The sequence below is a fragment of the Simiduia curdlanivorans genome (assembly GCF_030409605.1).
Taxonomy (GTDB): Bacteria; Pseudomonadota; Gammaproteobacteria; order Pseudomonadales; family Cellvibrionaceae; genus Simiduia; species Simiduia curdlanivorans.
Genome location: NZ_JAUFQG010000004.1, coordinates 120,641 through 141,081, shown reverse-complemented (window position 1 = coordinate 141,081; position 20,441 = coordinate 120,641). Strand labels below are relative to the sequence as shown.

Annotated in this window: 10 protein-coding genes; 4 read left to right on the top strand and 6 right to left on the bottom strand. The window is 51.0% G+C overall.

Annotated elements, in window-relative coordinates; genetic code table 11:
- The first annotated feature begins 159 nt into the window (after positions 1-159).
- Both QWY82_RS00855 and QWY82_RS00850 read left to right on the top strand, forming a co-directional pair.
- Positions 160-1,566 carry an amidohydrolase gene (locus QWY82_RS00855; RefSeq protein ID WP_290259218.1) on the top strand — a complete coding sequence of 469 codons (1,407 nt, stop codon included), beginning with the start codon at positions 160-162 and terminating at the stop codon, positions 1,564-1,566.
- The gene (locus tag QWY82_RS00850; protein WP_290259217.1) at positions 1,563-2,804 is read left to right on the top strand and encodes an amidohydrolase family protein; all 1,242 of its coding nucleotides are present in this window, start codon (positions 1,563-1,565) and stop codon (positions 2,802-2,804) included. The genes QWY82_RS00855 and QWY82_RS00850 overlap by 4 nt, the downstream gene beginning before the upstream one ends.
- Positions 2,805-2,970: 166 nt before the next feature.
- Here QWY82_RS00850 and QWY82_RS00845 read toward each other — a convergent pair whose 3' ends face one another.
- Both QWY82_RS00845 and QWY82_RS00840 read right to left on the bottom strand, forming a co-directional pair.
- Positions 2,971-6,486: a glycosyl hydrolase family 18 protein gene (locus QWY82_RS00845; RefSeq protein WP_290259216.1), complete on the bottom strand. Its 3,516-nt coding sequence runs from the start codon at positions 6,484-6,486 to the stop codon at positions 2,971-2,973.
- 403 nt (positions 6,487-6,889) lie between these two features.
- A complete protein-coding gene (locus QWY82_RS00840) occupies positions 6,890-7,417 on the bottom strand; it encodes a hypothetical protein (protein ID WP_290259215.1) in 528 nt (175 codons plus the stop codon).
- A gap of 291 nt (positions 7,418-7,708) precedes the next feature.
- Here QWY82_RS00840 and QWY82_RS00835 point away from each other — a divergent pair, with 291 nt between their 5' ends.
- A complete protein-coding gene (locus QWY82_RS00835; RefSeq protein ID WP_290259214.1) occupies positions 7,709-8,368 on the top strand; it encodes a response regulator transcription factor in 660 nt (219 codons plus the stop codon).
- A 43-nt stretch (positions 8,369-8,411) separates the two neighbouring features.
- On the opposite strand, the gene QWY82_RS00830 is transcribed toward QWY82_RS00835, so the two are convergent.
- From QWY82_RS00830 to QWY82_RS00815, 4 genes are read right to left on the bottom strand one after another with little or no spacing between them, the layout of a single operon-like run.
- Positions 8,412-10,379 (bottom strand): hybrid sensor histidine kinase/response regulator, encoded by a 1,968-nt coding sequence (locus tag QWY82_RS00830; RefSeq protein ID WP_290259213.1) that lies wholly within the window; start codon positions 10,377-10,379, stop codon positions 8,412-8,414.
- On the bottom strand, positions 10,363-10,917 hold the full coding sequence (locus QWY82_RS00825) for a YfiR family protein (protein ID WP_290259212.1): 555 nt from the start codon (positions 10,915-10,917) through the stop codon (positions 10,363-10,365). The genes QWY82_RS00830 and QWY82_RS00825 overlap by 17 nt, the downstream gene beginning before the upstream one ends.
- On the bottom strand, positions 10,914-17,768 hold the full coding sequence (locus QWY82_RS00820) for a two-partner secretion domain-containing protein (RefSeq protein ID WP_290259210.1): 6,855 nt from the start codon (positions 17,766-17,768) through the stop codon (positions 10,914-10,916). The genes QWY82_RS00825 and QWY82_RS00820 overlap by 4 nt, the downstream gene beginning before the upstream one ends.
- 3 nt (positions 17,769-17,771) lie before the next feature.
- Positions 17,772-19,352, bottom strand: coding sequence for a ShlB/FhaC/HecB family hemolysin secretion/activation protein (locus QWY82_RS00815; protein ID WP_290259209.1), 1,581 nt, complete (start codon positions 19,350-19,352; stop codon positions 17,772-17,774).
- A 307-nt stretch (positions 19,353-19,659) separates the two neighbouring features.
- Between QWY82_RS00815 and QWY82_RS00810 the strand changes: the two genes are divergently transcribed.
- Positions 19,660-20,364, top strand: a complete 705-nt coding sequence (locus QWY82_RS00810; protein ID WP_290259208.1) for a hypothetical protein — start codon at positions 19,660-19,662, stop codon at positions 20,362-20,364.
- Positions 20,365-20,441 lie beyond the last annotated feature (77 nt).

The following is a 20,441-nucleotide window of genomic DNA, read 5'->3' as shown; positions in this document are numbered from 1 at the left end:
ATTAGCTAGTTCTCTTCAAGCCGGCCCCGTGCCGGCTTTTTTATCTGCTGAGCCGCGTGGGTTTTCTTGTGAGGCATTGGCTACTTCTCTCGTCCTATTCCTTTACCCCGATCACAGTCGATCAACTTCTAATAGCTATAAATAACAACAGGACGCACTATGAACCGTTTAGTGATATCCGGCTTAGCGGCCGCCATAGCCCTTACGTTAGGTGCTTGTGGCGAGCCAGAAAAAGCCAAGCCCAGCCTTGAGTTACCGAATAAAAACCCCTTTCCCTCTACTTACACAGTGCCCACTAGCAAAACCCTGCTGGTTAAAGGCGCGAATTTACTGGTGGGCGATGGCAGCGAGGCTGAGGCCACTGATTTGGTGGTGATGGACGGCAAAATTCAGGCCATGGGCAAAGGCTTGCAAGTGCCTGAGGGCGCAGTGGTGATAGAAGCCAAAGGTAAGTGGCTGACGCCGGGTTTGATCGATGTGCACTCGCACATGGGCGTATACCCTGCGCCGGGTACAGCCAACCACGAAGATGGCAATGAGATGACCGCACCGGTAACCGCGCAGGTATGGGCCGAGCACTCCGTGTGGCCGGAAGACCCGCAGTTTGAGAAGGCGTTGGCCGGTGGTATCACCACGGTGCAAATTTTACCTGGCTCTGGCAACTTAATCGGCGGCCGCGGCGTCACTCTGAAAAATGTACCGTCGCTCACTGTGCAGGGCATGAAATTTCCCGATGCGCCTTACAGTTTAAAAATGGCCTGCGGTGAAAACCCCAAGCGCGTGTACGGCGAAAAGGGGCAATTACCGTCTACCCGCATGGGCAACATGGCGGGTTACCGCAGTGCGTGGATTGAGGCCGCCGCGTACAAGAAAGGCTGGGACGACTACGTGAAGAAAATCGAAGCCGGCGAAGACGCCGATGCGCCGACGCGCGACCTTCGCTTAGAGACTTTGGCGGGTGTTTTGGAAGGCGATATTCGCATCCACAACCATTGCTATAAAGCCGATGAAATGGCGCAGATGATTGATATGGCAAAAGAGTTTGGCTACAAAATTGCCGCCTTCCACCACGCTGTAGAAGGTTATAAAGCAGCAGAGATGTTGGCAAAGGAAGATATTTGCGGCGTGATGTGGGCCGATTGGTGGGGCTTTAAACAAGAGGCCTTCGATATGGTGGAAGAAAATATTGCTTTAGTTGATTACGCCAAAGCCTGCGCCGTGATTCATTCTGACGACCCCATACAAGTGCAGCGTTTGAACCAAGAAGTGGCCAAGGCCATGACCTCGGGCAACAAGTTAGGTTTGGGCTTAACCGCTGCGGACGCGATCAAATGGGCCACGTTAAATCCAGCGAAATCTTTAGGCTTAGAGGACAAAATTGGTTCGTTAAAAGTCGGTAAAAATGCCGATTTAGTGCTCTGGGATGCCAACCCCATGAGTGTGTATGCCCATGCGGAAAAAGTTTGGATTGACGGCAGCTTGCGCTTTGATCGCTTAGACCCGAGCGTGCAGCCCACCAGTGATTTTAATCTTGGCATTCTTGAAGCTGGGGAGGTTCGCCCATGAAAAAATTACTTAGCGCACTGGCGATCAGTGCATTGGCTCTGCAGGCACAAGCCGATTCCTTGTTGATTAAAGGTGCCGATGTGTATACCGCCGATACAATGTTGGCGGCCACAGATCTGTTTATAAACGACGGTAAAATTGCGGCCGTGGGTAAAAACCTAACCATGAGTGCCGATAAAACCATCGACGCCAAAGGTAAGTCTGTGACCGCCGGGCTGTTTAACAGCTACACCCAATTAGGTGCAGTAGAAGTGGGCGCCATTGAGCAGACCAGTGACTTCTATACCGAGCGCCCCGACATTACCGCGGCGTTAAAAGTGGCTGACGCATTTAACCCGCAATCCACTTTGTTGCCTTACAACCGCGCCCACGGCTTAACCCAGGCCTTGTTGATTCCTGAATCGGGCAGTGGTTTGTTTTCCGGCCAAGTGGCGTTAGTGCAATTAGGTGGCACGCCGAAAGTTATTAACGAGAGCTTGGCCATCGCCGTGGATTACACCGAGTACGGCGTTAGCCTTGCCGGTAACTCGCGCGCGGCGGCAATGGCTTTATTGCGTCAAAATTTAACCGATGCGCGGGACTTTTCTGCCAATAAAACCGCAGCTTTGGCCGGCGAAAGGCGCGACTACACCTTGAGCCTGATGGATTTGGCGGCACTCGAACCTGTAATCAAGGGCCAAAAACCTTTGCTTGTGCGGGTTAATCGGGCCAGTGACATCACCAAGATATTGGCACTTGCCAATGAGTTTGAGTTGAAACTTATTTTGGCCGGCGTGAAAGAAGGCTGGATGGTGGCTAAGGCGATTGCCGCACAGGGCATTCCAGTGATTATGGACCCGATCGAAAATTTACCCAGCGGTTACGACGCCTTGGGTGCGCGCCTAGACAATGCAAAATTGTTAAGCGATGCGGGTGTTACCTTATTGTTTACTGGCATGAGCTGGCATAACACCCACAACGCCCATTTAGTGCGTCAATCTGCCGGTAATGCGGTGGCCAATGGTTTAGATAAACAGCTAGCCATTGCCGCGATGACGGCAAACCCGGCGCGCTGGTTTAAGTCGCCATTGACGGGCGATATTCGCCAGGGTGCGGTGGCTGATTTGGTGTTGTGGAGCGGTGACCCACTTGAGGTGACCAGCAGTGCTGAGTTGGTGATTGCCGCCGGTGTTGAGGCGTCGCAAGTGACTAGAGCTACCATGTTGCGGGATCGCTACTTCGAGCGTTTGTCGAAATAGTAGAGGTAACGTGCGATCTCTAAAGAGCGGCCTAGGCCGCTTTTTTTGTTCTGGCTCAAGAGTTCAGCGCTTTAATGTGCGCGGTGAATGTAGGTTAACAATCGAGAGCACAAAAAAAGGCGGGTTCCAGCAAAACCCGCCAAACACAAAATGAGATAGTGGTTGTTTACGGGGTGTTTAATCCGTCGAGCATGGCATCGACGATATCGCCGTTATCGGCATCTATTTCCCAAGAGAAAAGCCCGCCCAGGCCTTGCTGGTTTACAAAGGCGCCCTTGGCCTTTACGGAGCGCGGGTTGTCGTAGCTAATCAGTGTGCCGGTGGTGTAATTCCATAGGTAGGCGGCTTCTGCATCGGTATCGTAGTAATACTGAAAGCCATTGATGCCGGTACCTTGTGTGCCCCCTAAATAGTTAGTGACGATATCTTTGTAATCCAATACGCCCGCTTCCCACGTGCCTTTGGCGGCGCCATTACCGGTGCCTGCGAAAGGCCAATCGGGTTGTGCGCCGCTGATGTTGGTCCAGCCACGGCCATAGGCGGCTGCGCCAAGAACGATTTTTCCTAGCGGTACATTCTGCGCAACGAGGCTATCGACAACCGACGCGGCGTAGTATCCCTGTTGTGGGTTATAGCTATAGTTGTGTAGCGCGGTTTGATGACCAAGCACGCCATTCCATGCGCCATGGTAGTCGTAGGTCATGGCAAAAATATAATCCATGTATTGATGCGCGCGCGCGTAGTTTGCCGAGGCCACCATGGCTGGGCTGGTGCCAATGGCCGAGGTGAGTTCTAACTCTTTGCCTAGCTCAGCTTCAAGTTGGTTGAGCATGGCGCGCAGATCGCGCATCAAGTCGGCATAGCCTTCGAAATCTGCTTGCGAGCCCAAGTTGCTGTTCGCACCGCGGCCGCCAGGAAATTCCCAGTCGATATCAACGCCGTCAAAAAAGCGGTAGTCGAGTAAAAATTGTTTTACTGAGTTAACGAATACCGCGCGTTTGTTGGCGTCTGTGCCAATATCGAAAAGCGGATCAGACAAGGTCCAGCCGCCCACGGAAGGCAATACCTTGAGGTGTGGGTGCTGTTGTTTTAATTTGATCAGCTGACCAAAGTTGCCGCGAATAGGGTCGTCCCACTTGTCGCCACTGTAAGATTTTTCCAGTGCCGCGTATTTATCGTGGATGGTTACTTCGTAGTCTTGCTTACCTTCGCATTGTGTTTGCAGCGCACTGTAACCGCTGGCATTTGCGTCGCGCAGCGAATCGTTCGGCCCACACACGGGAATAAAGCCGTACAAAATATGGGTCAGTTTTTCCGCCGGCATATCCATTACATGGTAGTCACGACCATAGATACCCCACTCAACAAAGTAAGTTCCAACCACTTTGCCGTCGGGGCGTGTTGAATTGGTTGAGCCTTCGTTGCCAGTGCTGGTGTTATCGATATTGCCGGTGTTGCCAGCGCTGCCAGAGTTATCGGTAGTCGTGTCAGTGCCTGTGTCGGTACCGCTTGAGTTGTCAGTCGAGTTGTCACTGCCAGCGTCGGTATCGGTGTTGTTACCGTTGGCGTTGCTACCTGCGCCGATTAACAACCATACTTGATCGGTACCGCTATTAAGATCTGGCTGAGCGCCTTGCGTCCACCATTTGGCTTGGTAGATATTGCCGTTGTAAGCCGCTTGGTCACCCATATTGTAAACGGTGCTAGCATGCCATGCCGCCGTATCGGTGTTGCTGTCAGTGTCAGTATTTGCTTCAGTTTCAGTATTTGTTTCACTATCGGTTTCGGTTTCGGTTTCGGTTTCGGTTTCGGTTTCGGTTTCGGTTTCGGTACTGTTGCTGTTATCGCTGGTGTCGATAATGGTTTCAGCGCCATCGCCGTTGTAGGTGCCTTTGTTTGCACCGTTAAGTTCAGTGTGCAGCGTGTTGAGCAGCGAAAAGTTGCCGTCGTCTTGACCCAGGTGCCAGAACATAACGCCGCCTAAACCTTCGGCTTTTACATAATCGGTTTTGTACACCATGGATTTTTCGTCGTCGTAGGTCACGAAAATTTTATCGCGGGCGTGGTATAGCCATGGCGCTTTGGTCTGTTCATCAAAGTGGTAGGTGTAACCGTAATCGCCGGCTTTCATGGCTTCAATTTCACGGAAAGTAGCAACACGTGGTTCGCCGCGTTCAGCACAGGCATCGCAACCGGTGAGTAGTGTCACATCGCCCACATACGGATCGCCGCCGGGGGTGTTAAAGCTTTGGTGCAAGCCATTGTTGCCCGTGGCCGTGTTAAAGAAAGCACGGCCGTAAAATGGCACACCCATGACAATTTTTGAGCGTGGAATGTCCATGATCAAGTGTTGCTTGATAGCGGCGTCAACTGTTAAGGCAAAGGGGCTGGGGAATAGTGTGGTCGTTTCTTCCCAGGTTTTGATCGGATTGAAAACAACTTCGCGCAGCGCATTGTAAAAACGCGGCTCATCGCTATTGCCATACAAGTGGGCGTGAAAGTTGGTTTTGGTCACGCCATTCCAGGGGCCGTTTAGGTCATAGGTCATCAAATTGATGAAATCTAACTGCTCAACAATCGCGGGTAGTTGGTCAAAGTAGCGCGACATAAAGAATGCACCGCCGGCGCCGGCAATACTCAGCTCTTCGCGTTTGCCGCGAGCATCTAGCGCTGTGCGCAAATCAGTTAGGCCAGCAATGAAGTTGGCCACGTCTTGGCTACGTGGGTATTCCCAATCAATGTCGATACCATCAAAACCGTGCTGTGCCATGAAGTTTACGCAAGAGCTCACCATGGTAGCGCGTTTTTCTGGTGCAAAGGCCGAGCGGTAATTAGCTACCGTTGGGCTATCGTCATTCGATAGCGCCCAACCGCCGATGGAAAAAAGTATTTTTAAATCTGGGTTGTATTGTTTCAGGCTTTGCAGATCTTCGATAACTTGTATGACTTGGCTGGCGTCGTCATTTGGATCGAAAGTACATTCGCCTTGCGCGTTGAAGTGCATGAAGGCGAGGTTGATGTGCGTGAGTTGGCGGGCAACCGTTGCGCTGATGCTTTTTGCTGGCAGTGAGTCTGCCAATGACGGCATGTAGTAGCCAATCACTCGGTATTCGCTGCGCTTGTGCTCGCCACCTAAGCTGTCGAAGTCTAAGCCTGCATCATAGGTTGTGCCGACACTGTAGCTTGGCTTGCCTAAGCTGTGTTGATTGCCAGAGTTGGTGTTGTTGTCTGTGGTTTCACCGGTGTTATCGGTAGCGCCCGTATCCGTTGAACCGGTGTCGCCTGAGTCGGTAGAACCGGTATCCGTGGAGCCCGACTCAGTGGAGCCCGAGTCAGTAGAGTCAGTGCCAGTAGAGCCAGAGTCAGTTGAACCCGAGCCGGTAGAGCCAGAATCAGTAGAGCCTGAGTCGGTAGACCCTGAGCCCGTTGATCCAGCGTTTGAGCCGCCCGTACCGGTCGAACCTGAGTCAGTCGAGCCAGAATCGGTAGAGCCAGAGTCGGTCGAGCCTGAGTCTGTAGAACCGGCGCCGTTAGAACCGGTGTCTGTTGTGCTATCGGTTGTTGTTTGTGAGCCGGTTTGTGTACTGGGCGCAGCGCTCGAGCCGCCACCGCCGCCACAGGCGCTAAGCGCCAGACTAATGAGCAGTATGCCTGCCGGTTGAGATAAATTTTTAAACCACATGGGTGTTTGCCTTTTGCTGGAAGGTTAATTTTCAGACGGCACTATAGGTCGCCGGCGCGGGTTAACCTATTGACCTGATGGTCTAGCCCTAGCCCATTTGGCCTATGTCAATAGTTCGTTTAATTAATAATTTATTTGTTAATGGGGTGAAGTAATCGAGAAGTCTTGCGAGTAGCTTGTCGCATTTTATTTGTAGTGCTTTTGCAACAGATATAGCGTTGGCGTTATTTTTTCGATGATCGAAGAAAAACGATAAACAATTAGCAGGAAAGGGGTTCTACTTTAGGGGCGCGCGGTGCTCAGGCCGCAATAGTGTGGCCGTTCTTGTTTTAAGGATCAGAGGAGCACCGGCTAAGCCTAAGCTTGCCGGTTGGCTGTTCTTGTTAGCGACGATGTCTGTTGTCTAACGGTTGTGGTAAGGGTTCTCGATGGCCCATTTAAAGCGATTTTTTTGTCGGATAGTTTCCAGTCGCGCCTTGGATCGTAACACCAGTGTTTCGAGCCAAAGTTGAAGTTGATAAACAGGCGATTGTTTCTTTACCATGATATCGAGCATGGCCTGCAATTTGGCGTTGGTTTCGAGGTAGTCTGCCCTTTCTCGGCGGGCGACAGTTAGCGCGTGCTTAAGTTTGATTTGCGCGATTTTACTACCGGCGTGTTGGGTTTGTAGCTTGTTGAGATCGGCCCTTAAGGTGGCGTTGAGCGCTTTCAAGTTGGCGATATCTTTTTCTAAGGTCGAGCTGCGTGCATCCCGCTCGGCAAGGAAAAAGCCTTGCACCGTCGCCTGTTCGTTGAGTGCTTTATTTGAGCGTTTTAACTCGCCATTTTCGCGTATCAGGTCGTCGATATTTTTGCTCTTACCTAAGGTGCGAACTTGGGTTGGTTCCAATTGGGTTACAGAAGCGAGATCGATTTGGCGTTGCGCGTTCATGGGCTTAGCTCTTGGCGTTGATGATGGCGCTACTGTAGAGACCTTAATGCTCGAGCGGTATTCGCCTAATGGTCTAAGCCTTTTGGTGGGCTGGGCATTGGTCGAGACTGACAATTAGGGCGCGCCAATTGGCAGCGGAGCGGCTATAGTTAGCTAATATTCATTCAGAGCATGGGTTTTTTGACGTTACTCAAACAATTAATCTCATGGCAGTTGGTCGAAAGGTGGCGCTGGCATCGGTTGCTAGGCTGGCTAGAAAACAAGGTCAATTACTAATCGCAGGGCAGTATTTTGGATATTTTAATTATCGATGACCACGCACTATTTCGAGATGGCTTAGGCGTACTTTTGCGTCAGTTGGAGCCCAATGCCAAGGTTACCGAAGCCGATAGCGGCGCTCAAGCACTGGAGCATATTGAAGCCGGCGCCGAGTTTGATATTGTGCTGTTGGATTATCACCTACCGGATCAAGATGGTTTATCCATTTTGGTGGATCTAAAGATGGAGGCGCCGGAATTGCCGGTTATTTTGCTGTCGGCGGAAGAAGATCCAAACTTAGTGCGTAAAGCGCTACAGCAAGGTGCGAGTGGCTTTATTACAAAAACATCGCCTACAAAAGTGATGTTAAGTGCGGTTAAATTAGTGCTCTCCGGTGGCGTCTACGTGCCGCCATTGATGTTGGGTGCTGTAGCCAATGTTGCTCCACCAGCCGCACAATCTGGTTCCAGCGGTACGCGCCTAAGCCATGGCGAAATGAAAATCACCGGCCGACAGCAAGATGTATTGGTGGAAATGGGCAAGGGCTTATCGAATAAAGAAATTGCCAAGGTTTTAGACATGTCACCGAGCACTGTCAAGGTGCATGTTGCGGCTATTTTAAAAGAGCTCGACGTTAAAAATCGCACCCAGGCCGTGTCTAAGGCGCTGGATATCGGTTGGATAAAAGCCTAGCGCTCGCATAGATTTAAGCGCAATTCAATGCGCCCTAAGTTGGCTACTGATTCAGCATAAAACTGATAACGGCCCTTAATTTGGCCGGTTTTACCGGTTTGCGCAAGACGTTATAACCTTGGCTGCGCAAAATTTGTAGCTCGGTTTCATCGCTGATGCCGGTGATAATCAGCGCCGGCACGGCGTGATTACAGGCAACCCGAATCAGATCTACCGCGTCTATGCCTGTGTCTACCACCCCGATTTGATAATCTGAAACAATGATATCCGGCGCACTTCTCTTGTAGCGGGGAATAAGTTGGTGCACTTGTTCCAGCGAGTCGGCACTGCTTACCTTGGCGCCCCAGCTGGTTAACAAGGCATGCAGCTGGGCGAGTATCTCTGGGTCGTCGTCGATTAAACACACGGATTTATCCTCGAGCACTTGCTGGCGCATAAGAGTTTGATCGATGAGGTTGGCCACACTTGGCGCATCATCGGACCGGTCAGCGGCGCTTGTACTTATGTACTTTGGCGCGGGAATGACGATGCGAAAGCGCGTGCCGCGGCCGAGATTGGATTTTACCTCGAGCGAGTAGTGCATCAGATTACACAGCCGAGTGACGATCGATAGGCCTAATCCGACGCCGTCTTGTTGGCCGCTAAAATTTCTATCCTCTTGCACGTAGCTGTCAAAAATTGTTGATAATGACTCGGGTTTAATGCCTATGCCGGAGTCGAATACCTCCACTACAACGCCGCCTTGTCTGCGCCGGCAGCTAATAAGCACGCCACCGGTTTCAGTGTAGCGAATAGCGTTGCTTAAAAGGTTGCGTATGATTCTTTCTATCGATGTCGAATGCCCGATGACATTGATATCGTCAGCGCGAAACCTAACAAATAAATTTTTATCGTTGGCAACGGCTTCAAACTCGTGCGATACCTTAAACAAGAGTTGTTTTAAATTAACCGGGCCCTCAATAAAGTTTGCTTGCTGTTTGCTGCGTAGGCGCGAGTAATCGAGTAGGTCTGAGAATAATTGGCTCATGTTCTCGATGGCAATGTCGAGCTTTTTAACCAATTGCGATTGGTCTTTGGTGGCGCTCAGCTTCAAGGCGTCTACAAAAATAGCCATGGCCTGCAAGGGTTGGCGCAAATCGTGGCTGGCACCGGCGAGTAGCTGCTGGAATTCTGCGCCGCGCTCCTCGGCACTGGCGGCATAGGATTTTAGCTCAAGGGATGACTGCTGTAGCTCAAGTATTGCCTCATTCAAACTTAAGTGCTTTTGCTGAATGATATTGAGCATGCCATTAAAGGATTTTACTAAGTTTCCTATCTCGTCGTGGCTGTGCAGGGGCGCGCGAATCGCATAATCTTGGCTCTGGCTAACAAGGTCTGCAATGGCATTTAAGCTGGTAATAGGGTAGATAAAGCTACCTTGTAAGCGCCTGGTGATAAGCAGCGTAATGAGAATAGAGATCATCGATATGATAAACGTGGCGATAGAAAATAACTTAGTGCGCTGTTCGATTTCCTCGAGGCTATAGCGAATGAGTAGCGAGCCGTAGATAACATTGTTGCGAGTAATCTCGGCGATAGCCCTAATCTCCGAGCCCTCAATAATACTAGGTTTTTCTGTATTTGGCGTTTGGGGGCAGGGTGTAGCGTGGTTCTCCAGGTGTTCGCGGCCCTTCAGGTTATCGTGTAAATATAGTTTATGCTCTCGATCATAGACGCAGGCGGCAATGTAGCCAGGTAGGATTCGCAATGTTTCCAAGTTGTCGCGCAGAGCATTCTTGTCGTTGAAGGCGAGCGCGGCAGAGCTGCGCTTGCCGGTCATGATGGCGATAAGTTCAATATTGTTAGCGAGATTTTCCTGCGCCTTGCCTCGATCGTATAATACAAAAAAGATTGAGGCACTGAGCATAGCGATTGCCAAGCTAGTGATCACGATAACAAGTAGTTTTCGCTTGATGGAAAGGTTATGGAAGGCACCTTTCATCAAGTGATTGAGCTTACTTGGTGTTTTCATGCACCGCCCGCGCTAAACTTAGGAGATCGCTGCTTAAAAATAAACCGGCCGCCATGGCATTGGAAATGTTTACTTCAAACTGGTATTGATCTTCGGTTCGGAAAATATTGATGATGCCACCTGAATCGGAAAAATCTTCTTGCTCGCCAACGCTCAAGACAAATAAAAACTCCACGTTTTTCCAGAAATCTGGCAGCGACGCTTTCCTCTCGCCGCCAACAAAAAGAATATGACAACCCTCGGCGATCTCAGCTATCTCATTGGTTCGGGTGACAGCCAGCGTTCGATTGGCAATTGGGGTGCCATCAACACTGTCTAAAAAAATACCAAAGGGCAGATCGCCGTACAGGCACATGCGAATAGGCGCATCGGCAGAATCAAAGGCGTCACTGGGCCACTCGACGAAGTTAGCAAAGTTGTATAGAAACAGCGCTTTAACTTGCAGTTGCGCCATTTCCTTTTCGTTGTCATTGCTGTTTGTTTCGGCTTGAACGACATGGCAGACGAAGATGCAGAAAAATAGAATTATTGCTTTCACTGGGATGACTCTCGGGTTGGTGTCGGTAGCTGGCCGCCGATTAATAAGCTGTTCAAAAAGCGATTTATCGATGCCTGATTGGCGCAGCGCTTTTGATTGGTGTTGGCATCATTGGTGCTGTCGCAGGGGCCGTTCGCCTGTTGTAACAGTTGGCTCACGCTCGTGCTGGGCTGAGGTTCATTTCCCACCAGTTCAGGGTCGGTTAGCGCTGAGCTGGAATCGTTGCCAACACTGTCGAGGTCGACCGGCCTTTTTTCCGATTCTGGCTCTGGCTCTGGCTCCGGCGGTGGTGGTGGCGCTATTGCGGCTTCGGTGAGCAAGCTGAGCGAACGGCTCGCGAGCGCGCTAAGTGTGGCGTTAGACAGCGTCGCCGTGCGATTAATAATATTACCGGTTGGGGCGTCGGTTAAATTGTTGTAGGCGCGCATCTCGACGTTATTGAGCAAGGTAATGCTTCTCGCTGCGGTGTTTATATTGGCATTGTTAAAGTTATCGATGAGGATATCGCCGCCCTGGCTCTCGATAACAATAGCGTTGTTGGTGCTGGCATCGCCAAAAGCCCAACTGTAACTGGTGTCGGTTAGGTCGAGTTGGCGAAACAGCAGTGCGGTTTGATCATTGTTGTCGAGCCCGCCTAAAGCGGAGGCGTCCACCGTGTTGATGGCACTAATTCGCGCCCCGTCGATAACCACAATGTCACCGCCGGTGAGGTAAAAGCCGAGCATGCCGGCGCGAATACCGTCGGCGCTATTGTCGCTTGCTTGCAGCCAGTTCTCTAGTTGTAAGCCACCTTGCAATTGGTTGTAGGTGAAGTTGCCGTCGGCCAATAAAACGGCGTAACCATCACTGTCGAGATCTGTTAAGCGTGTGTTACCGAGTGGGTTGCTGTTCACCGTTAAATTATTTTGCGCAAAATTCAGATCAATTGATGTTGCACTGGTATTTAGCGTCAGGTTTGAGCCTGGGTTGGCTAGGTACAGCAGAAGTTGTTGGCTGTTAAGTACGACGTTCCTATCGAGGTCAACCAAATCTGTTGCGCGAATAAAAGCGCTTGAGCCAGCTATATCGGTATTAGGTAGTTGCAAACTGCCCAATATATCAATGTCTAGGTTGTCGGCGTTGTAGCTTTGTAGGTTTAGACTGCCATCACCTTGCAATAGCAACGATCCTCCCGCATTGTCCAGCGTCAGGTTTAAGTTGCCGGTTTGCGTCAGCCCGATTTGCCGCGCGGATGTGGTAATGCTGATGTTATTGCTGTTGGTTGTTAGGTTAAGGTCACCTCCGGCGAGCGCGCTGTTTAACGTGAGCGTGGGTGCCGAAATTAGCAGGTCTCTATCGCCATCGTTGATGTCGTTGGCGCTGAGCGACAGCATGCCGTTAATATTGCTGATGCCGGTGTTGGACAAAATGATATTAGCTAAGCTGGTGACATTCAGATTGTTAACATTGGCTATGGCGCCATTCGCTATTGTCAGATTACCGACGCTGGCGATGGTGCCATTGCCGAGAATATTCAGGTTATCCAGGCTGAGTTCATCTATGTCATTGATAATAAACGCTGCTGAGCCCGCACTACTCAGAGACAGGTTGTTCATATCGCCGTTGATGACTAAGTCAGTGTTTGAATTCGCAAGATTGAGGTTTAGGAGGTTGCTATTTATCGTTAGATTGCGGTCTATAGTGTCGAAGAGATCGACGGCGCTGATGCTCAAATCCCCCAATGTGCTTAACCCTGTGTCAGTTAATATTAGGTTGCCGCTTGCAATGTCAAAGCTGAGATCGCCATTCCACGAGGTTGATAGCAGGGCGAGATCGCCCGATATTTTTCTAATCGTCAATGCAGTGGCCGATGGGCCGTTTAGCGTTAAGGACGATGTGCTTAGGTCTAGCTGTAAAGGCGCGCGGTCTTGCAGTAGTGTGAGGTCGATGGTATTGGCATTTAGCGTGACGATGCCATCGTTAGGGAAATCAACAATATGATTCGCGCTAATGGCGAGTGCGCCACCGGTGACAAGCCCTGCGGCACTACTGTTGACGTCTAAATCGCCATTTAACAGTGAAATTGTTAAATCACCTGAGCCGGTATTTGAGTTAAGTAATGATAGATTGCCATTGTTGATTTTATTCAGCGTCAGTAAATTAGTGGTTGCAGATTTGTTGATAGTGGCCGACAACGCGGTTGTATTAAATATGCTATCGCCACCGGCAAGGCTTGTGCTTATATCAATAATTGGTGCGTCGATAATAACGCTGCGATCGGAATCGTAGATATCGGATGCGCTGGCGGTGAAACTTGTAGCGATATTGTTGAAGCCGGCGTCGTCGATACTGATATTGCCGCCCGCGCTTAGGGCAAGTGTTTGCACACTGGTAACGGCACCGGTAAGAATAGCTATATCTGCCCCAGCATTGATCGTTGTGTCACCCACAGATGTTAGCGTACGCAAATTTACGTTGCTGAGTGCGTTGATGGTGATATTGCCGGTGCCGGTGTTGATGAGATCCGTTTGAATACCTTGCACTTCCAGATCGTTAATACCGTTAACAGCAATTAAGGAATAGCGGCCCCCGATAGCCTGAATGTCGCGATCGAGATCGCCGCCATCGAGAATGCGGTTGCCGGCGTTTAGGTTTATGGAAAAGCCTGTAGTCAGTGTCGATGCCAGCGCCGATAGGGTTATGTCGCCATTGGTTGTGCTCAGGTTGATTGTACCGGCTTGCGCGTTGACGCTTGTGCCATCGGCCATGAAGATATTATTTTCAGCGTTAATGTCGATGTCGATATTGTCGATGACACTGGTGTCTGCATCGGCGATACCCGCATTGATGAAAATATCCCCCAAACTGGTGCTGAAATTTAAGTAGCTGCCATCGCTGCTGTTGGTGTCTATGGCATTGGCCAGAGTAAGGTTGCCGCCAGCCATTAGTTGAAAGTCGCCGCCCGATAGCGCCAGTTGCGTCAGGCTTATGTCGTCGACATCGTTGAAAATTAAATTGTTGTTGGAACTGTTGCTGAAACTAAGCGTATCGACATCGCCGCTGATGGACAGATCACCTAACAGCAGCGCGGTACTGATAACAAGGTTGGGAGCAGTCATGACGACAGCTCTATCGCTGTCGTAAATATCCTGGGCCGTGATGTGTAGCGTACCCAAAATGTTATTGATGCCCGCGTCTCCTAACTGTAAGTCAGCGCTATTAAGCGTTAAGTCTTGCACTGAGGTGATGGCGCTATTGGGAATTTCTATTCTTGTCGCAGCGGTTATGCTTGTAGCGCCGATGGAGTTTAGGTGATCCAATATCAGCGCGTCGGCTTCAGTAATGGAAATATCGCCGCTAGTGGTATTGGTAAGCCGTAAGTTACTAACCTGTAATTCTAATCCGCTAATGCCATTTACCGCCGTGAGATCTGCTTCGCCATTAATGGCGCTGACATCAGTAAAACTATCCCCTGCGTCTAAAATGCGATTGCCTGCATTGACGACAATGGCGGTGGTTAGATTATTGGTGCTGGATAGGCCGCCTAGGGTGATGTCGCCGGTGCCAGTGTTGGCGGTGATTGTACCGCCGTAGGCTGCGAATTCTGCGCTATCTAACATGGTTATATTGTTACTGGCGCTAAGATTAATCACTATGTCATCGGCGCTGGCTAAATTACTGTCGAGCGCCGATGCGTTAATCAATAAATCGCCGGCGGTTGCATCGAGGCTGAAGTTGCTGCCATCGGCGCCATCAAAGTCCACGGGGTTTAGTAAATTAATGGCGCTGGCGGTAATGATTAAATCGCCACCGCTGCTACTGAGGCCGTTGAGTGCAAGCGCGCCGGTATTATTAAGGGTTAAGTTGTTAGTGCCAATGCTGAGGTTGGCTGCATTGGTGTTGCTGTTGATGGTGAGGTCGCCGCCACTCAGGCCGCTATTGAGATTAAAGGTGTTGGCGCTGAGAGAAAGCACTCGGTCGCCGTCGTTCACATCGCCGGCCGTAATATCGAGAACGCCGCTAATAGTGGTGGTGCCAGTCCCATCTAATGTGACGTTGTTGGGCGCATTCAGGGTGAGATCGTTAACCGCGATGACCGACCCCGCTTGCAAGGTGATATCGGCGGCGGAACTTAAGTTGGCATCGCCTACGCTGTTTAAGCTGCGCACGGCAAAAGTACCGGAAAAATTGTACACGTCTATGTTGCCGCTACCAGTATTAATTAAATCAGCGGCAGTGCCGCGCGCTTCGATAGCGTTGCCCACACCAATGCCGTTGACGGCGGTTAAACTGTAGCGGCCGCCGAGTGGGCGAATGTCCTGATCTGTGTCGCCGCCATCAATGATTTGATTGCCGGCATTCACGACGATGGCCGTGCCCGTTGTTTGCGTGCTGAATAAACTGGAGAGCGTAATATTGCCGCCGGCCAAGAGGCTGATGTTGGCGCTTCCTGCCTCGATTACTGTGCCGTCTTGCATCGTGATATTGCCAGTGGCACTCAGTCCGATATTGACGTCATCCACCGTGCCGGTGTTCGAATCGCCGATACTTGCATTGACCAACAGGTCGCCGGCGCTGGAGGCAAAATTAAGCGTGGCGCCATTATTTCCGTCGGTATCAATGTTGCTGCCAATGATGAAGTCGTTGGCGGTTTGCAAGGCTAGGCCGCCACCACCGGTAACGGCAAAGTTGTTGAGGGTAAAGCTATCGGTATCGGTGAGGGTGAGGGTGTTGGCGCCACTGTTGGTGACATCGAGCGAGGCGACATTGGCATTCACGGTTAGGTCGCCGTTCGAGAAATTGCTGTTAAGGGTAAGGTTGTTGGCGTTCAAAATGATAGAGCGATCGCTATCGCCTAGGTCGTCGGCGCTGAGGTTAATATTACCGGCTATTGCAATGCCGGCGTCGGGTAACGTCATCGAGCCGGTGCTTGATAGGGTTAAATTATTGACGGCGGAAATATTGCTGATTAGCGTATCGCCAGTCACCGATATAGTGGCATTGCCGATCATATTGAGGTCGACGATATTTAAATTGCCGCTATTAGTGAAGCTGGCACCACCACCCACAGAAGTAATACTTATCGCACCGAGATTCGTGCTGAGTGCACTGAACCCATTGGTGGCATTTAGCGTGGCGCGGCCCGGCAAATTTAAATTAGTCGTCGCGCCGTGGCTGTCGGTGATGGTCGACGCGGTGATGGCTAAAGCGTTCGTATTGTTGTTGGTTGAGCCGATAGTGCTGATGTTGGCACTGCCGCCACTGGTGCTGGAAAATGTGCCGCCACCTAAAAAAATTGAGCTAGGGGCGGCCATGGTAAAATTACCGCCGGCAACCAATGTGAGATTGAGATTGTCGCCACTGCTGTCGCTGTCGTAAATTTGCCCACCGGCATTGATGTTGATATTGCCGTCTGCGGTGAGCGATAAAGATTTTGTTCCCACGCCGTTAAAATCGATGATGTCATTAATGTCGATATTACCGGTGCCGCTAAACCCCGATGCGGTGTTGATACTCACGTTGCTAGTGCCGAGGTTACTTAGCAAAGTGGCAACGCTGATATTGGATGTGTCCCCTGACGGCGACCAACTAAAGGGCCCTGCACCGGAAAATACACCACCGCTGTCGGCGGCATTTGAAATGGTAATGTCGGTTGGGTCGATAAGGTAGGTGCCGGTAGTGCCGGCGTAGGCGAGGGTGTTAACGCTGCCTAAAGCGGCTACATAATCCAAGCCAGACACCTCGACGAAGCCGCCGTTGCCGGCGTTTAGGCCACCGGTTGCGCTAATGTTTGCGCTGCTTGCAAATAGCGCCTGCCCCGAGGAAAAATTAATGATGCGGCCGCCGTCACCCTCGCTGCCTGCATTGGCATCTTGCTGGCTGTTTTGATCGAGAATCAACAGCGACGAGGCGATAAGTTCTATCGCGCCGCCGCCATGGCCGCCGCTGGTGTCGATGCTTCCGTCGTTGTAAATGCGCTCGGCCGAGATGCTAATATCACCACCGACGCCAGGCTCTATGGTGGCAGTTATTGCACCGCGATTGATCACGTCGTTAGCAGTAAGGGTTATGTCGCCACCGAGTAATTCGGAAAGATTTTTTGCGGCAATATTGCCGCTGTTGTCAATCACACTGTTGTGTAGTGCATCGACGCTTTGAGCACTTAGCGCCACCCATTGCCCGGTTATGTCGCCTGCATTGACGATACCCGAAGGTCTCTGCATCAGAGTATTTTTATCGATGCTAAACCCGGTGCGTTGGCCCGCCGGTGTTATCACTAACTGCTCGGCATTGATCAACGCGAGATGTTGATCGCTGTCGAGCCGGCCAGTGTTTTCTATTAATGGTGCCACGAAAGCAAGGAGTTGATCGGCATGTAGGTTGCCGGCATTGGTGATACTGCCAGAGCCGGGTGCCATCAGCGCAAACTCACCACTCATGAAATCTTTAGCGTCGATGTCGAGTGTCGTCACGACCAAGCCGGCTAGGTCAACTTGGGCTGTGGGCGCGAAGAAAACACCGTTCGGGTTGACTAAGTACACGTGGCCGTTGGCGGTTAATTGCCCTGCAATGATTGACGCATCCGCGCCAGTGACTTTGTTTAGTGTCAGCGCGCTAGCTGAGGGTTGAATGAATTGAACCTTTTCATTGGCGTCGAGATTGAACTGTTGGTATTCCAGTACCGCGCGCTGGCTTGTTTGATGGATGGTCATGTGCTGACTACCCACGTCAATCTGTGCGTCGCCAGCGCTAATCTCTGGCGCGCTGGGTAGCGCCCATAGATTTGGCGCGAGTAAGGTGGACTGGGCCACGCTTAGGGCTAAACTCTGGAGGGCAAACTTTTTGAGCCATGTGGGCGGAGATTTTTTCATGGGTTACCAACGATATTGGAAATCAAAAAGCAGTGGCTGTTCGGTGGCTTCAATGGAGTTTTCCATGCGCGATTGATTCCACGCCGACCATTGCAGGCGCGCGTAATAATGCGTTGAAAATTGCGCCGAGAGGCCGAATCCGGCCGACGATAGCGAACCACGATCGATGCTATTCCCGGCGAAATCGAGTTTGTCTCCTTGGCCTAGGTCGGCGAAAGCAAACCCCCTGAGCTGGGTGAGATCGTTAATTGCGTAAGCTGGCCACATCCACGCGAGGCTGGCGCGCGCGCCCTTGTCGGCAGCGAATTGGCCGGCATAAAAACCGCGTGCACCGTTAACCCCAGTGAGCGCCAATTTTTCAAAGGATGGCAGGGCATGATCGGTTTCTTGTAAGCTGAGATTAAGCGCGAGAGACTGCTGACCAAAATACCAATGGCTGCTGCTGTTGAGCGTGAAATAGGTAAAACTGGTCGTAAATTTTTCGGTGCCGGTGAGTGCGAGTTGGCCTTGATGGGCGTTAATGGTGAGGAGCTGCGTCAGTGTGTTGCGTTGGTTCGACATATTCCAATGCCAGCCAAGGCTTGCCATGGACGCGCTTTCATCATTGACCAGGGCATCGTCATCAAAAACGTTGGAGTAGTCGACCGATTTATCGCTCCAGGTGGCAACCAGCTTGTGCGTTTGTTGATCGGATAGATGCCAGCGCTGTTCAAAATTAACATTGGCAATCTGCGCGGCACCTTTTAACTCCAGCAATGCAAATTCTTCACCCACCTCATATTGGTTATTGGAGAGCTGTACCGACAGTTCGTTATCGAGGCTGGTCAATGGAAGGCTATAGGAAAGAAAACCGTAAAGATTACTGGCACCACCTTCTGCGTACATCAAGCCGACATTGAGGCGATCGAAATTATCGAGTGGGCTCAGCCAAGTGTAGTTGTTGATTAAACGGTTGTGACCGGATGACTCGCTGCCAAAGTTATCGATGCTGGTGCTGAGTAAATGGCGCGGTGTTTTTGTGGCTTTTAAATTTAGCCGCACGCTATTGGGCGTTGAGCCGCGCGAGTAATAGGCAAACAGCGATACCTCCGGGCGCTGTTGCAGGCTTCTTAAGCGGGCATCGATATCGGGCTGATAAACCGGCTTGCCGATGAGCGCTTCGAATACGTTTTGCCATGCGGCTGGCGCTATCTCGGAGCTGCCGAGCAGTGAAACATCGTCCAGCGTCACCTCAATAACGTTTAACCTGACCACGCCAGAGCGGGCATTTTGCCGAGGTAAAAAGACGTAGTGAAATTTGTATCCGGTCTCCCGTAGGAAAGTAGTTAACCTATCGCCGATAAGGGAAATTTCGGTGAAGGTCATCTCCTCTGGGTATTCAGCTCTGATGGTCTGGGCCATGCTCAGCAGGCTAGACATGGGGATGTTGTCGCTGACGCTATCGTTTTCGCCGCTTATGACGATGGTTTTTACCCGCATCCTCTGGTTGTCGATGGCCGCGTCTATGTTAACGTCACCGAGACAGGCAAGGCTTGAAAATAGTGTGATGAGCGTTAGCCAATACTGTGGAATTACGCGAGCCAATGGAACCTCCGTGGGCAATAGCCTAGCAAGTATAGCCCATGTGGTTCGGCCCGCCTGATTACTATTGCTATAAATATCAAGCGCTTAGCTGACGGTGAGACGGGTTTAGCTAAGCCTGTTCGCAGTGAAATTCGCACCGGAGTTGTAGCGCCTTGGGAGCTAATTTAGGCTTGTATCTAGCTGAGCGGGAGGCCGTTCTGCACGCCTCATGATCACCATTGGTTGAGTGATCATACCAAGTGGCGATTCAAACTAATGACGCAAGTAGGCACACTAACCATGTAACATTTTGAGGGGTAGAGCGCCAATGAAGTTAAAGCGAGCGGCCTGGCAACTGCATAAATACTTGTCATATTTTATTTTTGCGCAAATATTCGTCTGGGTTTTGGGGGGTGTCGTTTTTGCCACAGTGCCATTTACTGAGCTGGTTAAAGGCGGTGATTATGTGCGGCAACCCGCTGCTGTGCCAATGCCAGCGCACTGGTCACATCTCGTCGCTGGGGTTGAAGGGGTTCAGTCCGCTACGGCGGTGGCCAGTGCCCAAGGGCCGTTAATAAAGCTGGAGCTTGCGCGCGGCCAGCGTTGGTTGAACCACCAAGGGGTTGAGGTGGGTAAGGTTGATGCCTTGGCTGTGGCCGCTTTTGCTGGTGAGCTCTACCTGGGTTCGGGAGAGCTGCGAGAGGTGCGCTGGCTGGATACTAGCGAGCCGCGGTTACTTGGCTTGGTCGATGAGTTGTATGGCCAGACGGGGGTGTGGCAGGCCGTATTTGACGATGCGCGCTTGTATTTGAACGATCGAGGCGAGTACTTGAAAGTAAGGACTAACTACTGGGTTTGGTACGATGCACTCTGGCGTTTACACATCATGGACTATGGCGACGGCGACAATTTCAACAATATCTTGCTGCGTCTATTCGCTTGGTTAGCTTTTTGTTTCGTGTTGACCGGCCTGGTTCTCAGCTTTTACGCCTTTAGGCGCACGCTGAACCGTCGAGTGCGAACGCATACCTAATAATATAAATAAAAATAATTCTTATTTGCATTGATTGTATTGATGCGAATCATTATCATTCACCGATTATTTGGCAT

Bases quoted from the DNA above. Each gene is read 5' to 3' on its own strand.
- QWY82_RS00855 (WP_290259218.1), top strand. From the start codon at position 160: ATGAACCGTTTAGTGATATCCGGCTTAGCGGCCGCCATAGCCCTTACG.
- QWY82_RS00850 (WP_290259217.1), top strand. From the start codon at position 1,563: ATGAAAAAATTACTTAGCGCACTGGCGATCAGTGCATTGGCTCTGCAG.
- QWY82_RS00845 (WP_290259216.1), bottom strand. From the start codon at position 6,486: ATGTGGTTTAAAAATTTATCTCAACCGGCAGGCATACTGCTCATTAGT.
- QWY82_RS00840 (WP_290259215.1), bottom strand. From the start codon at position 7,417: ATGAACGCGCAACGCCAAATCGATCTCGCTTCTGTAACCCAATTGGAA.
- QWY82_RS00830 (WP_290259213.1), bottom strand. From the start codon at position 10,379: ATGAAAACACCAAGTAAGCTCAATCACTTGATGAAAGGTGCCTTCCAT.
- QWY82_RS00820 (WP_290259210.1), bottom strand. From the start codon at position 17,768: ATGAAAAAATCTCCGCCCACATGGCTCAAAAAGTTTGCCCTCCAGAGT.
- QWY82_RS00810 (WP_290259208.1), top strand. From the start codon at position 19,660: ATGAAGTTAAAGCGAGCGGCCTGGCAACTGCATAAATACTTGTCATAT.